The following is a 13,554-nucleotide window of genomic DNA, read 5'->3' on the forward strand; positions in this document are numbered from 1 at the left end:
GTGGGTGACGACCACCGCATCGCAAGAAGCATTCCTCCAGGCGTTCCACGCGGAGTACCCGGCAGTGACCGCGGAAGCGTTCGGCCGTGGCCGCGCTCCGGACGGCCGGTCCAGCTATGAGATCTTGTGCGATCGAGTGGCCGGAAGCATGCGCGTGCTGGACCTCGGCTGCGGAGATGGCCTGCTGCTCGAGTTCCTGGCCCGGACGGCAGGGAGAGAACTCGCCGGGGTGGACCTGTCAGCGCACTCGCTGGCGCTGGCGCGACGTCGACCGGCGCTGTCCGAAGCGAAGCTGGAGGAGGGCCGAGCTCAAGAGCTTCCCTTCGCCGACGACAGCTTCGACGCCTGCGTCTCCCACATGGCGCTGATGCTGATGAGCGAGATCGAACACGTCGCATCCGAGATGGCGCGAGTGCTGTCTCCCGAAGGGGTTCTGGCATGCGTAGTGGGAGGTGGGGCCGTGGGCGGAGAGGCCTATGAACGGTTCCTCGCGCTACTGCGGCGCACGATCGAGGAGACACCGGCCTCGCAGCGCATCCCGGCGTTGGGGGACAGGAGAACACGCAGTCGCGAAGGGCTCGATGGAGTCCTCGGGCCGGCAGGCTTCACGACGGTCGATTGGGAGACCGTTCCGATCGATCTGAGCGGACCGGTGGCGCAGGTATGGGCTGCTGTTTCCGGTCTTTACGATCTCGGCCCGCTCGATCGCGCGACGGTGGAGCGTCTGCGGCAGGCCTTCTTCGTCGACGTGAGGGACCTGACGACGTCAGACGGGCACATCCCCTGCGCCTTCAACATCCACCTCGCCACAGCGCGCCTGAGCTAGGGTCCATGGATCAGGCCGAGGGCAAGGCGAAGGAAGCCATGAGCGAGGCCGGGGAACGCGCCCGCGGAATCCAGGACTCCCTGCGCGACAAGCGCGACAGGACCTGGCATTGCCCCGCGAGCCCCCCACGCGGCAGGCGGGTGAAGCAGGATCGGCCCCGGCGCCTCGGCGTCGTGGGGCCGCCCCCTGTCACGGTCGGCGTCGACCGCTGGCCGATGTTTCCCAAGCCCGGTCACCCACTGCGCTGGATGCCGCCGAAGTCGCCCGGCAGGTATAACGGTTCGACCGGTACCTGCCAGTAGGTTCCCAACAGGCCATGGTTACAGTGGTGTTGAACGACCCCCGGCGAAGTTCGAGGCCGGCGGGAGAGCGTGCGCGCGGCGGTGTGCCGTCGCGCGCGGGAACAAAGGAAAACATGGGTTCGATACACAAGCGCATCGGCGCGGTCCTCGGTTCGGCCGCCCTTTTCGTCGGCGTGGCGTTCACAGCCGGGGCCGCGACCGCCAGCGCGGATGAGGTGGGCGACCTCTCGACCGACATCGACTTCTCCGTGTCCAGGACCGGGATCTCGGGCGTTGCCGCGCGGGCGGGGGACGGGTCGTTCACGATGAACCTCGTCAGCCCCACGGACGGCCACGACATGGGCTTCGCCCGGTGGAACGCCGATCCGCAGCCCGCGCCCAACATTCCGGGCGACTCCCTGATCGCCAAGGACATCAGCCCCGACGGATGGGCGGTCGAGGCCGAGCTGAGCACGGGGCGCATCGCTTCCACGCGCGGCCACAAGGCGATCTACATGAAGGTCGTTTCCGGCAACCTGCCCGAGGGCCACGCGTACAAGCTGCGCGGGTGCGTCGCGAAGGGCAGCGAGCGCAAGTGCACCCAATGGGTTCAGGTCCACGCCTGATCCGCTGAAGGCCGGGCCGCTCGGCGGCCCGGCCGACGCCCGCGCCGATCCGCCGATCGCGCCGGGTCCCTCGTTCAGTCCTCGTCGGCAGCGGCGTCGCGCGAGGGGGCGTCCTTCTTCAGCTCCTGGGCGAGCATCACGAGGATGCCGCTGGGGCCGCGGAGGTACGTCAGCTTGTAGACGTCCTCATAGGTCGCCACACCGCGCAGCGGATGACATCCGTGCCGTGCGGCTGTCTCAAGGGCCTTGTCGATGTCGTCGACGGAGAAGGCGACGCGATGCATGCCGATCTCATGGGGAAGGGTGGGCTGTGTCTCGATCGCTTCGGGATGGATGTACTCGAAGAGCTCGAGGCGACCGTGACCGTCCGGGGTTTGGAGCATCGCGATCTTGGCGTGATTGCCATCAAGGCCGACGGCCGTGTCGGTCCACTCACCACTGACCGTGTCACGACCCACGACCGTGAGGCCGAGGTCGGTGAAGAAGGAGACCGTTGCTTCGAGGTCGCGAACGGCGATGCCGACGTTCTCAAGTTTGATGGCCATGCATCGCATGCTAGCGAGCCGGGCTGTATGTAGGTGCTGCACGATGGACGCCACGAAGACCACGGGCGGACGGGGCCACGGGCGGCGAGGACGGGCACTGCGCGACAGCCGGCGCAACCCACTCGGCTCGGCCGGACGGCACAGAGGCCCACCGGGGTCGAATCCGATGGGCCTCCGGGGCGGACGAACCGGAGGGATCAGCCGCTGGCCGCCGAGCGCTTCCGGCGGGCGATTTCCCTGTCTGCGTCGAGAGCGCTCAGCCGCACCGGGTCTCGTCGGTCGTCGATGACGACGGTGCGGAGCACCGTGCCGACGAGAGCGTCCTGATCACCTGAGGGCCAGGCCGGGCTCATGGTCCGGTCGACGAACCCGGGGGTTCCGTCCCGCGACTCCACGTCCAGCCCCCAGGGTTGAGAGGCGACCACGGTCACGTCGACCTCATGGTGCAAGCGGAATTTCATTTGCCGCCGTCCTTCCCCTTGTGCAGCCACCTACGATTCACGGTGAGCTCGTTGAACTCCTTCAGCCGGCCGACGGGAATCACGAACTCGACGCGCGCGCTACCGTTCGGACCCTTCCAGTCGTACCGCTCAGCGCAATTCGCGAATTTCACCAGGAACTCCGGCGACATATCGTACCTGAACATGCCGTCCGCAAAGGGGCCGCTACCGCTGCCGATGTATTCCGCGGCGACGCTGCGCTCTCCGAAGTAGACCGACCTGTCACCAGTGGTGTGTGAGGCCGGGTTGGGGCCGTACTTCTCCTCGTATTCCTTGTCGACCACCTTCGGGGTGCGATAGATGATGAGCCCGATGGCCGGGCAGTCGTCGTCCTTGTCCTTGTCTTTGCCCTTGTCCTTTCCGTTGGCGCCGGCCAGCCGCATGCCGGATTTCGGGGTGGGACCCTGCTTCTTGTCCTTGGCCTTGACCTTGTCCACCAGGCAGTCAGGAAGTCCCCGCCTGACCTGCTCGACGATCTTCTCGCCCTTTTGGATGAGCTTCTTCGCCTTGGCCGACTTGTCGAGGAACGTGTTGATCCCGGCGATGGCCTTCGCGATCCTCGGTATCTTGCTGGCGACCTTGAGCGCCTTGGCCGGGCCGATGTTCTGAACGACGGCCCAGAGGCAAGTCGGGATGTCGGGATCGTCGATGCAGGCCTTGATGTCCTCCAGGAAGAGTTCGACGAGGATCTCGGCGCCGTTCTCCAGCAGGTAATCGATGAGGCTCTGCTCCGTGAGCGCCCGGGCCAGCTGGTACTCGTCAACGCTGATGCCGGCCGCTTCGAGCGCCTTGCGCTCCGCCTCGTCAGGGGCGGCCGGTGCCTCGCCCTTCGACTTGGTCTTCGCGGCCTCCTCCCGCTCCTTGCGCTGCTGCTCGCGCTGTTCCTCCTCGGCCCTCTTGGCCGCTTCGTCGGCCTCACGGGCGTGCTGGTTGGCGTTCTTGGCGGCGGTCTCCGCGCTCTTGGCGTGTTCCTCGGCGGAGGTGGCGAGCTTCGCGGCGTCCGCGGCGTCCTTCTCCGCCTGCGTCGCCGCGGCCCGGGCGGTGCTTGCTTCCTTCTCGGCCAGGGTGGCGGCGCTGTTGGCGGCAGTTGCCTGGTTCTCCGCCTCCAGGGCGGCGCCCCGGGCCCGTCCCGCTTCGGCTTCGGCCTGGGCGGCCGTGGTCCTGGCGGCCACCGCGTCCGCGTAGGCGTCCTTCGCTGCTTGACGTGCTTGTTGCGCGTCGGTCTGAGCTTGGGCGTCGGCCTGGTCGGACCGTGCCGCGGCTGCCCGGGCCTTCGCGCCGTCCTCCGCGGCCTGTGCGGACGATGCCGTCGCGGCCGCCGAGGACCTCGTGGCGTTCGCCGTCGACCGGGCTGCCGCGGCAGCCGCCTTGTACGCCGGCGCGACCTGTGCGTGCGCCTGCTTCGCCGCGGTCTCGGCGGCTTCGGCGGCCTGGACCGCCTCGGCGGCCTTCGCCTCCGCGGCGGCGACCTGCTCCTTGCCCGTCCGCAGCGCGGCAGTGGCCACCGCCGCGGCGAAGTCCGCGTCGACGTCCTTCCCGGCGAAGGGAGCGGTGAGCGCGATGGCGGTGTTCGCCGGGTCGGCGATGCCTGCCGCCGTGGTCCGGGCTCCGGTAGCGGCCTGGACCGCGATGGTGGACTGGAGCTGTGCCATGCCCGCCTCGCGGGTGGCCCCGTCGGCCTCGTCCCTGGTGCGGTTGGCCGCCTGCAGGGCCTGGTTGGCCCGGATGGCGGCCAGTCCGGCCAGCCGGGCGGCCGCATGTGCGGCGCTGCCCGCGCGGTTCTCCTGTGCGGTGGCCTCGGCTGCCTTGGCGTTCGCCCGCTGGGTCGCGGCGCGGGTGAGGGCGGCCTGGGCCTCGGCGGTGTTCGCCGCCGCGTTCGAGGCGAAGGCGGCTGCCTCGGCCTTGTTCGCGGCCGCGTCGGCTCGTGCGGCGTGCGCTCCGGCCTCGGTCGCCGCCGCGCGGGACCTGGCCGCCGCACCCGCCGATGCGATGGCCGCCTCCCGCGACCTCATCGCCGCGCCGGTGGCCGAGTCGGCGGCGGAACGGGCGGTGACGGCCGCCCGCCCGGCCGCGTTCGCGTCCGCTCGTGCCGCCTCTGCGTTCTGCCGTGCGAGACCGGCGTCGGACGTGCTGCTCGCTGCGGCGGCCAGTGCCTCGGTGGCCCGGGCCCGGGCTTCCTCCGCCTTGTGCAGCCGTTCCGCTTCGTAGGCCCTGTTCCGCGCGTCGCGGGCCTTGGTCTCCTCGTCCGTCGCCAGCTTCGAGAGCTTGGAGGCGTTGCCCTCCTGGGTCTCCGCGCCTCCGCGCATCCGTGCCGCGGTGGCCGCGGCAGCCTGTGCCTCGGCGCGCTTGGCCGACGCCGTACGCGCCTCGGCGTCCGCGAGCGTCCGCGCCTGTGCCGCGGTGTCCCGCTCCTGCTCGGCCCGCACCCTGGCGGCGGTGGCCAGGTCGCGTTCCCGCTGGGCGACGACTCGCTGGTCGTCGGCGATCTTCGCCTGCCGCTGGGCCTCCAGCCGCGCATCGCGGGTGTTACGGGCGTGCTCCCAGGCTTCCTTCTCGGCCCTCTCCGCATCGATCCGGGCCTGCCGGCTCTTGGCCGCGGCGTCGGCCGCGGTCCTGGCCTGCTGCTCGGCCTGCCGGGCCAGTTCGGCTGCGGCCGCGGCGTGCTGATCGGCGTTCTCGCGCCATGCCTTGGCCTGCTGCTCGTGCAGTTGGGCCTGGTTCTGCGAGTTAAGGCCCGCGGCGTCCGCGGCGGTGGCGTCGACCGCGTGCGCGGCGGTCTGCGCGGCGCGCAGCGCGGCGTCGGCTGCCGCGGAGATGCCGGTCGCGACGTCGGACCACTGCGTGCCGTAGGTCAGCCCGGTTTGCACGAGGACCTCGGCCTGTGCCTTGGCCTGCCCGGCGGCGACCCCGGCCTGCTTTGCGGCGGTGTCGGCGAAGCCGACCTGCTGGGCGACGTCCTCCTTGAGCTTCGTGTAGTCCGATAGCCGCTTGCCCGCCCGGTCCGCCGCCAACAGCCGGTCGGCATCGCGTGAGGCGGCGGCCGCCCGGCTCATGGCGTTGGCGGAGTTCTTCAATGCCCGTACGGCATCGCCGTGCGCCGCGATCAGCTTGCTGCGGGCGTCGGCGGCACGGGTGGCGTTCTGCGCGAGCTTGCGCAGCTTCTCCGCGGCCTCCAGCGCCTCCTTCTGCTCCTTCTCCCGTGCGGCCCGCTCGTCGGCGTCCTTCTGCGCCGCGATCAGATAGCCCTTGTCCAGGAACTCCGCGATCACCTTGTCGTCACCGTCGGCGAGGGCCAGCCGGGCGGCGTTCCTCACCTCCGGACCGCCGGAGGCGACCAGCATCTCGACGCGCTTGCGGTTCTCCTCGGCCCGCTTGCGGTCGTTGTCCTGGGTGGTCCTGTCGCGCCCGCGCGCGATCTCCGCGCCGAACGCCAGGAAGTCCGCGCGGTCCTGCGCGGTCCCCTTCAGTACACGTTCGACCTCGGCGTTGAAGAACGGCCCGCCTGTGCCCCGCAGCGGCTCGATCTTCTTCCGGTTCTCGGTGTCACCGGTGTTCCGCTTGTCCTTGGCACGCCGACGGGCCTCGGCCTCACCGTGCTCTAAGAACTGGCGGACGGCGGTCGGATCGGTGCTCTCCAGCGCCTTCCTGGCCGCCTCGCGGACCTCCTCCTCCTCGTCGAACTCGGCGTAGTCTTCCACCAGCTGACGGTCGGCATCCGCGCTGAGCCGGGCGAGCCCGGTCTGCGGCGCCCCGAGCGGCGGAGCGGCCTCCCTCGCCCGTGCGAACTGTGCCAACAGTGCGGCCGCCTGAGCCGAGGACAAGCTGTTCGGGCCGCGCGTGGCGGCCTGGGCCGGAGCGACCAGGCCGCCCAGCAGCGAAGCCGCCAGCATCGTGGACACCGCCCTGGCGACGGCCGCCCGTACACGGCCGGGCCGTTTTCCGGCCCCCGGCCGGACTGTTCCCCTCACGAGAGAAATCCCCCTGAAATGGTTGAGATGGACATGGTGATGAAATGGGTGCAGCGGAAAAGACGGGTGCCCCATCCCCTGCTGGGGACGGGGCACCCGGGTGTCGTAGGAGCCCGCCCGACGTGGTCGGCCGACGCCGATCGCCCCCGTGGCGCGTTCAGCTCGTCACGCGGTTCTCTCCGTCGTGGGCCCGCTGGAGGATGTCCTGCCAGAAGGCGGCGGACCCGGTCGCTTCCTGTGCCTCATTGGTCCAGGACCGCTGGTTCTGTCCGGCGGGGTCGGCGATGCGCTGCCACATCTCCTCCGCCGCGCCCTTGGCGAGGGCCTGGATGTTCTTCCAGCTGTCCGCCTGCTGCCCGGCGCGTTCCCGCTCCGCCACCCAGGCCGTGTGAGCGCCTTGGGCGTGCGCGGCCACGGTCTGCCAGGCGCGTGCCGCCTCGGCTCGGGCCGCGGCGGTGTCCGACGCGCCGCGCAGCGCCTCCTCCGCCTCGGCCGCGGTCTTCAGGAGCAGGGTCAACGCCCGGTGGCGCAGGGCCTCGGAGTCCGCGGTCCGCAGTCGGTGGCCCTCCAGGTCCAGAGCCCCGCCGGTCACCCAGCCGAAGCCGTAGAACTCCCGCACGTCCTCGTCCGCGGCCCCGGGCCGTAGAGCCCACTGCGCGGCCACCCGGACCTGCTCGCCCGGATCGTGCTCGGCCAGCGACCGTACGAACTCCCGGTCCCGGTCCAGTACCGCGCGCTGCTCACCGGCCGCCGCTTCCCGGGCCATCCGGTCGATCTGCTGCGCCTGGGCGTAACCGGTCTTCACGAAGGCGGCCCGGTCGGCGTCCGAGCCCTTCAGCGCCCGTTCCACCGCACCGCGTGTCTGCGCTGCGAGATCCGCCGGATGGGTGCGCAACACGCGCTCGCAGAACATGCGGTTGCGAGTCCGGGCGTCCTTGAGGCGCTGCTTCGCCAGGTCGTACCCGCCGCCCGGTGCCAGCCAGTCGGCGATCGCCGCATCACCGCGGGTGCTGCGCAGCGCGTTCCACGCCGAGGTCCGCAATTCCGCGGGGAGCCCCGACAGCGCGATCCCCTGCACCTGCTTGCGGGCACCGGCCGCGGCCGCGGCCAGCGCCGCCTGTGACCCCTCCGAGCCGGGATCCGGCGCGGGCACGGACGTCGGCTGCGCAAGCGTCGGCACGGCTGCCGGAGCCCGGAGCGACGTCCGCTCATGCGGCGCGTCCTGGGCGTGGGCGGCATGACCCGTGCACGTTCCTGCGATGACCCCCAGGACCACACTCAGCTTCCACAGGATCCGTGCCATCGGAAAGTCCTCCTCTCGGCTGCTCACGTCAGGAGGCGGCCGGCAGGAACCGCCAGCGCTGGGAGGGAAGGTTGTAGCAGTTCACGATGTAAGCCGTCGGCTCCTCACCGGGGGCCTGTCCGCCGACGGACAGGCACTCGCCGGGCCGGTCCACCGGGCGCAGTTCGTAGAGTTCCTTGGCGACCTCGACGAGCGTCACCTTCCAACGCTGGCCGGAGCCGGCGGAGCACCACTGCTGTACGACGCCCGAGAGGTTCTCAGGACGGGTCAGGCACCGTCCGCTGTGCTTGGCCATCAACTCGAAGATCGCACCGCCCACGGGCCTCAGCCGGAACAGCTGGTGGTCGGCCTCTGCGCTGCAGGTGCCGTCGACGGCGTAGGCGTCTTCGCGGAGGCTGCCGTTGACGATCGTGAGGCACTTCTTGGTGTACTCCGACTGCAGTCGCACGTACGACGATGCGTCGAGGGCCGGTCGGGCGGTGGACTGGTCGGCGGCGTGCGCGGTGCTCGCGCCGCAGACCAGTGCGGCGGCACTGGCGCAGGCGACCAGCGCGGCTCGCATGATGCGGGACATCAGGAAGATCCGTTCTTGTGGTGGGTTGGCTCGGAGGCGAGGGGTCAGCCGGCGAGCGGCGGGGCGATCTTCCAGCTGGCCGCGTCGCCGGACCCCCCGGGGTAGTAGAGGGAGGGGTACAGGTAGCCCCGGTAGGGCTGTAGCCAGCGCTCGTCCGGTCCGACGCCCCAGAGGAAGGAGGTGGTCCCCGATCCGGTGAGGCCCGGCCGGGCGCACCACGTAGCGCTGTTGCGGAATTCCTCGCTGCGGTCGTCGGCGCCGACGACCGCCTTGAGGGGCGTTTCCTGCACCTTCAGGTAGTAGCCGGGCCTGCCCACCGACTCGAAGGAGTAGCAGCCGGGGCGGCCGGCCAGCGAAGGAAGCACGACCCAGGTGGCGGCCTCGCGGTCGGCCTTGGGGCTCTGCCTGTCGACCGGGGAGAGGAAGCCGTCTCCCCCGTCCACGGTGCTCTGGCGGGCGTACCACCCGGAGGTGCTCGCGTCGATGCTCTGGAACGACTGGCGCCGCGCCCGGTACTGGTTGTCCTCCTTGAGGAACTCCGCCACCTTCTCGGGCCCCCCGGCCAGCGCAGCCTTCGCCGCGGCCACCAGCCCCGGGTTCACCCCGGTCTTCTCGGCCGCGGCCTGGATCTGCAGGGCGAGGCGGCGGTTCGACTCGGCCAGCTTCTGGCGCCGGCCCTCGTCGTCGCGCTTGTAGGCCTGGTCCGCACCGGTGTGGATGTACTGCTTCCAGTCCGTCGGGGCCGAGCTGAGGGCCGCCCGCTGGGCGGTGGCGTAGAGCTCGGTGCCCTGGAGGTCGGCGGGGGACAGGCGCAGGAGTTCGCGGATGAAGTTGTCGTCGCTCAGTTCGAGCATGGCCTGGGAGGGTGTGATGCGGAAGAGGGCCGCGGCGTTCTTGCGGGCCGCGAGTTCCTTGAGGCGCTCGGCCTCCTTGCGGTTCTTCTCCTCCAGTTCCTTCAGCTCGTTGGCGACGTCCCGCTTGTGGGCCTCGCGCACTCCGTTGACGATGAACTCCCGCCAGTCCGCCGGCTCGCTCAGCAGCGCGCGCATGGCGGCGGCGCGCACCTCCGGCCCGGAGACCTCGTGCTTCAGGATCACGCGGATGAAGTTGTCGTCGCTCAGGGCGAGCAGTTGGGGGGTGCTGGGGATACCGACGGCCAGCAGCGCCTGTGACTTCGTGAGCCGGGCGACGCGTTCGGCCTCGGCCCGGTCACGCTCGCGCTGCTGGTCGAGCCGGTAGGCCTCGTGGATACCAGTGATGATGAACCGCGCGTGGTCCTCGGCCTTGATACTGGCCATAGCCTGTTCCGCGGCGGTACGCACCGAATCCAGCCGCTCGCCCCCGTCCCTGGCCTTTTGCCACAGGGCGTGGACGAAGTCGTAGTCGCCGAGCAGGAGAACGTCCGGGGCGGGGTCGAGCCGTACGACGGCCGCCGCCTCCACGCGCTGGGTATCTGTCGTTCCGATGCCGGAAGCCTGCGCCGTCGCCAGGGGTGCGGTCTGAGATGGTGCGGCGAGCGCCACACCCGGTGTTGCCACGCCGAGAGCGGCCGCGAGCGCGGTGCTGGTCACGATTCCCCGTGCGACGGTCTGCCGCAGGGGGGTGGTGTTTCTGTTGTACATGCTGTTTCAAAAGCCCCTTTGATGCTTTGAATCGAGAGAGCAAGGAGTCGAAGTGGCTATCGCGGAAGAGGGAGATCGCCTCAAGGCCGTCCGTATGTACGCGCATCCGTCGTCGCATCGGCACGGCGGAAGGATTTCCCCGCCACGGCATTTCCTTACGGACGCGCGCAAAATGAAACAGTGTGAGTCGGGCGCTCACTCCGCGGGCCCCTTACCGGCCTCCCCAGCCAGCCGCCGAGACCGTAACAGGAATACCCAAACCCGACAACGATCTTGTTTTCGCCAACGGAATTTCATGTTCTGAATGACGTCCGACTACGCAGGGCGAAGAGCCCCGACTTCCCTGGAATCGATGTGTGACGGAGTGGAGATCTGGTCAACACCGCCAAGAATCAGTCCAGGTTGATGCTCGGCCCGCGCTGCCCTGTTGGCCGGTTTCCTTGCCTCAGGCCCGAAAAGCCCATCGCTTCCGGCCGCCGAAGAGCGCTGTGACGTCGGCGTTCGTCGGGCCGGGCCGCGGCGCATCGGGCGCCGCGACCCGTACCTGCTCGTCGGGCGGTTCTCACGGACGCGGCACGATCGGCACCGGTGTCCTTCCGCGCCTGCTCCGTGAGGACCGCACGAGCGATCCCCTCACGGCAGTCAGGGGGCCAGTGGTGAAGACATGGTCCAGACGGCCAAGAGGGCCGGGTTCCTGCCGTTCGCGGGGAACGTGAAGCCGGAGCGGGCGTAGACGTCCCGGTGCGTGGGCGACAGCCACTTCAGGCCCATGTCGGTAGCCTGCGTGAAGGATACTCCGCCCTTCTCGGGGAGCGCCGCGGGCTGGCTGACGCACCAGTTGGCACTCTTACGGAATGCTTCACTGCGGTCGTCGGCGGCGATCTCCACCTTCGGCGCGCCCTGTTCCATCTTGCCGCTCCTGAGGTAATAGCCGGGCTTGCGCACGGACTCGAAGGAGTAGCAGCCGGGCTCGCTCGCAAGAGAGGGTACGACGACCCAGGTGGCGTCCTCACGGTCGTTCAGTGAGCTGCTGCCCGAGAGGTTCCGCATGACCGCCCTGCCGTTGTCCGCATCGGACTGGCGCGCGTAGTCCCCGCTGTCCCGCGCCCGGAGGGACTGGCGCTTGAGCCGTTCCTGGGTGTCCGGCTTGAGGAACAGCGCGACGTCCTCATCGCTGCCGGCCAGTGCCTTCATGGCTGCCTCGGCCAGGTTGGGGTTGACCCCGCTCTTCTGCGCTGCGGCCTGGATCTGCAGGGCGAGCTTGCGGTTCGCTGCCGCGAGTTTCTTGCGCTGGTTCTCGGCATCGCGCTTGTACGCGGTATCGGCACCGGTGTGGATGAAGGCCTTCCACGCGGCGGGGTCCGAGGCGAGGGTGGCGCGCTGGGCGGTGGCGTAGAGCTCGGTGCCCTGGAGGTCGGCGGGGGACAGGCGCAGGAGTTCGCGGATGAAGTTGTCGTCGCTCAGTTCGAGCATGGCCTGGGAGGGTGTGATGCGGAAGAGGGCCGCGGCGTTCTTGCGGGCCGCGAGTTCCTTGAGGCGCTCGGCCTCCTTGCGGTTCTTCTCCTCCAGTTCCTTCAGCTCGTTGGCGACGTCCCGCTTGTGGGCGTCACGGGCGCCGTTCAGGATGAACTCCCGCCAGTCCGCCGACTCGCCGAGCAGCGCCTTCAGCGCCGCTGCCCGTACCTCGGGGCCTGAGGCGGCGTGCCTGGCGACGGCCCGGACGAAGTTGTCGTCGCCGAGGGACAGCAGCTCCGGGGTGCTGGGAATGCCGATGGCGAGCAGAACCCGGGACTTGGCCAGCCTGGCCGCACGCTCGGTTTCGGCCTTGTAGCGCTCGCGCTCCTGGTCGAGCCTGTACGCCTCGTGGATGCCGGAGGTGATGAACCGCACGTGGTCCTCGGCGGCCGTGCCGGCCATCGCCTTTTCGGAGGCGGTGCGCACCGCGTCCAGCTTCTCGCCCGTTTCGACGGCCTTCTGCCACAGTGCGTGGATGAAGTCGTAGTCGCTGAGCAGGAGCAGGTCGGCGGTCGGGTCCAGGCGGACCACGGCCGCGGCCTCGACGCGCTGGCCGTCGGTCGTTCCGATGCCCGCGGCGCGGGCCACGGCATCCGATGCGGCGGCCCCGGAGGCGTTGTCGGCGAACGCGCTCGGCGCGACGGTGCCCGCGACGGCTGCGAGGGCAGTGGCGGTCACCAGGCCCCGTGTGACGATCCGTCGCACTCGTAGGGAAGTGGTGTGATGGGTGTGCATGGTGTTGCGAAACTCCTCTGCCACCGGGAAACCGGCGGCTGGGCATGAGCTGGTGAAAGTGACGGCAGACGCGCCGCGGCAGTCCGACAGCCGCGTGGGGCAGCCCTGCGGAAGGCGCACCGCGCACCGCAGTCCGCACGGCGCCGAGTACCTGGGCCACGCCGAGGCGGAAGAAGAGCCGAAAGGCGAGGTCGTTCAGGCCGGGAGGCCCGCCGGTACCCGACGAGTCAGGGTGAAGAGGGGTGAAAGGGCGAGCCGGTCGAGGCGTTCATCATGACGGGCGTGCGGCAATGCGCCGAGTCTGCGGAGCATCGCTCCGGACCTCGAAAAGCCGCCCGGAAAACACGGAGCGCATGGACCTACGCAGCACAAATCCCCCTATTGTACACATGAACACCTTCAGCGCCCGGTCCGCCGGGGCATCACGGCCCCTTTGGTCCCCTCCGGCACGCTGCCAGGTCAGATTGGTCATTGGGACCATAACTCGCATTTGTCGAGCAATGCAATGTCACTCCTGACACAGTGACACATCACGCATTCGGTGCATGTGATTCCGTTTAAATGGCGGTAGTTGGGCCACGGCCGCCTCGGCCACACCGTCCCCAAGGCCGGGCCAGGGCATCGCCCCGGATCCCCGCGTCCTTCAGAAACAACCACCCAACCGGTTCCACACGTGCCGGCTTTCCTGACCGGCCCCCCGCGGACGCGGTGGTGTGTCGTTGCCGAACGACGGCACGGAACGCACGGCGCACGATGCGTTCCGATGGCGTCAGCGGGTGGCAGGGCCGCTCGTCACCATGGCCCCCTGCCGTCCTTCACCGTGTACACGGTGAGTCGGCGGGTGATCGTGTCGCCGGCCACGTCGAACGCGACGCGGCCCGTGACACCGTCGAAGGCGAGCCCTGTCACGGCCTGCGGAACCTTCGCCCGGGTGCCGGGGGAGGGGGGAAGGGTGGCCCAGCGCCAGAAGGGGGTCGGTGTTGCTCGGGGACACCACGGCCGTCTTCGCCCGCGCGAGCGGTGCCACCAGGGCCTTGGCGACACCGGAGGCTCCAGGCC

At 70.0% G+C, this 13,554-nt stretch carries 10 protein-coding genes; 3 read left to right on the plus strand and 7 right to left on the minus strand.

Features of this window, described 5'->3' with window-relative positions; genetic code table 11:
• The first annotated feature begins 4 nt into the window (after positions 1-4).
• The 3 genes from ACFY04_RS12400 (at position 5) to ACFY04_RS12410 (ending at position 1,733) form a co-directional block, all read left to right on the plus strand.
• Positions 5-826, plus strand: coding sequence for a class I SAM-dependent methyltransferase (locus tag ACFY04_RS12400; protein ID WP_389116087.1), 822 nt, complete (start codon positions 5-7; stop codon positions 824-826).
• Positions 827-831: 5 nt separating this feature from the next.
• Positions 832-1,128 carry a hypothetical protein gene (locus ACFY04_RS12405; protein WP_389116089.1) on the plus strand — a complete coding sequence of 99 codons (297 nt, stop codon included), beginning with the start codon at positions 832-834 and terminating at the stop codon, positions 1,126-1,128.
• A 113-nt stretch (positions 1,129-1,241) separates the two neighbouring features.
• The gene (locus ACFY04_RS12410) at positions 1,242-1,733 is read left to right on the plus strand and encodes a hypothetical protein (RefSeq protein ID WP_389116091.1); all 492 of its coding nucleotides are present in this window, start codon (positions 1,242-1,244) and stop codon (positions 1,731-1,733) included.
• Positions 1,734-1,807: 74 nt separating this feature from the next.
• Here ACFY04_RS12410 and ACFY04_RS12415 read toward each other — a convergent pair whose 3' ends face one another.
• The 7 genes from ACFY04_RS12415 to ACFY04_RS12445 form a co-directional block, all read right to left on the minus strand.
• Positions 1,808-2,278, minus strand: a complete 471-nt coding sequence (locus ACFY04_RS12415) for a VOC family protein (protein ID WP_389116093.1) — start codon at positions 2,276-2,278, stop codon at positions 1,808-1,810.
• Positions 2,279-2,475: 197 nt separating this feature from the next.
• Positions 2,476-2,739: a hypothetical protein gene (locus tag ACFY04_RS12420; RefSeq protein WP_389116094.1), complete on the minus strand. Its 264-nt coding sequence runs from the start codon at positions 2,737-2,739 to the stop codon at positions 2,476-2,478.
• Positions 2,736-6,746: a hypothetical protein gene (locus tag ACFY04_RS12425; RefSeq protein WP_389116095.1), complete on the minus strand. Its 4,011-nt coding sequence runs from the start codon at positions 6,744-6,746 to the stop codon at positions 2,736-2,738. Before ACFY04_RS12425 ends, ACFY04_RS12420 begins: the two co-directional genes overlap by 4 nt.
• Positions 6,747-6,903: 157 nt before the next feature.
• Positions 6,904-8,049: a hypothetical protein gene (locus ACFY04_RS12430; RefSeq protein ID WP_389116097.1), complete on the minus strand. Its 1,146-nt coding sequence runs from the start codon at positions 8,047-8,049 to the stop codon at positions 6,904-6,906.
• 28 nt (positions 8,050-8,077) lie between these two features.
• Positions 8,078-8,623: an RICIN domain-containing protein gene (locus tag ACFY04_RS12435; RefSeq protein WP_389116098.1), complete on the minus strand. Its 546-nt coding sequence runs from the start codon at positions 8,621-8,623 to the stop codon at positions 8,078-8,080.
• A 44-nt stretch (positions 8,624-8,667) separates the two neighbouring features.
• Positions 8,668-10,245, minus strand: a complete 1,578-nt coding sequence (locus tag ACFY04_RS12440) for an AbfB domain-containing protein (protein WP_389116101.1) — start codon at positions 10,243-10,245, stop codon at positions 8,668-8,670.
• 642 nt (positions 10,246-10,887) lie between these two features.
• Positions 10,888-12,438, minus strand: a complete 1,551-nt coding sequence (locus ACFY04_RS12445) for an AbfB domain-containing protein (protein WP_389116103.1) — start codon at positions 12,436-12,438, stop codon at positions 10,888-10,890.
• Between the last annotated feature and the right edge of the window lie 1,116 nt (positions 12,439-13,554).

This window comes from Streptomyces sp. NPDC001549, assembly GCF_042894025.1.
Taxonomy (GTDB): Bacteria; Actinomycetota; Actinomycetes; order Streptomycetales; family Streptomycetaceae; genus Streptomyces; species Streptomyces kutzneri.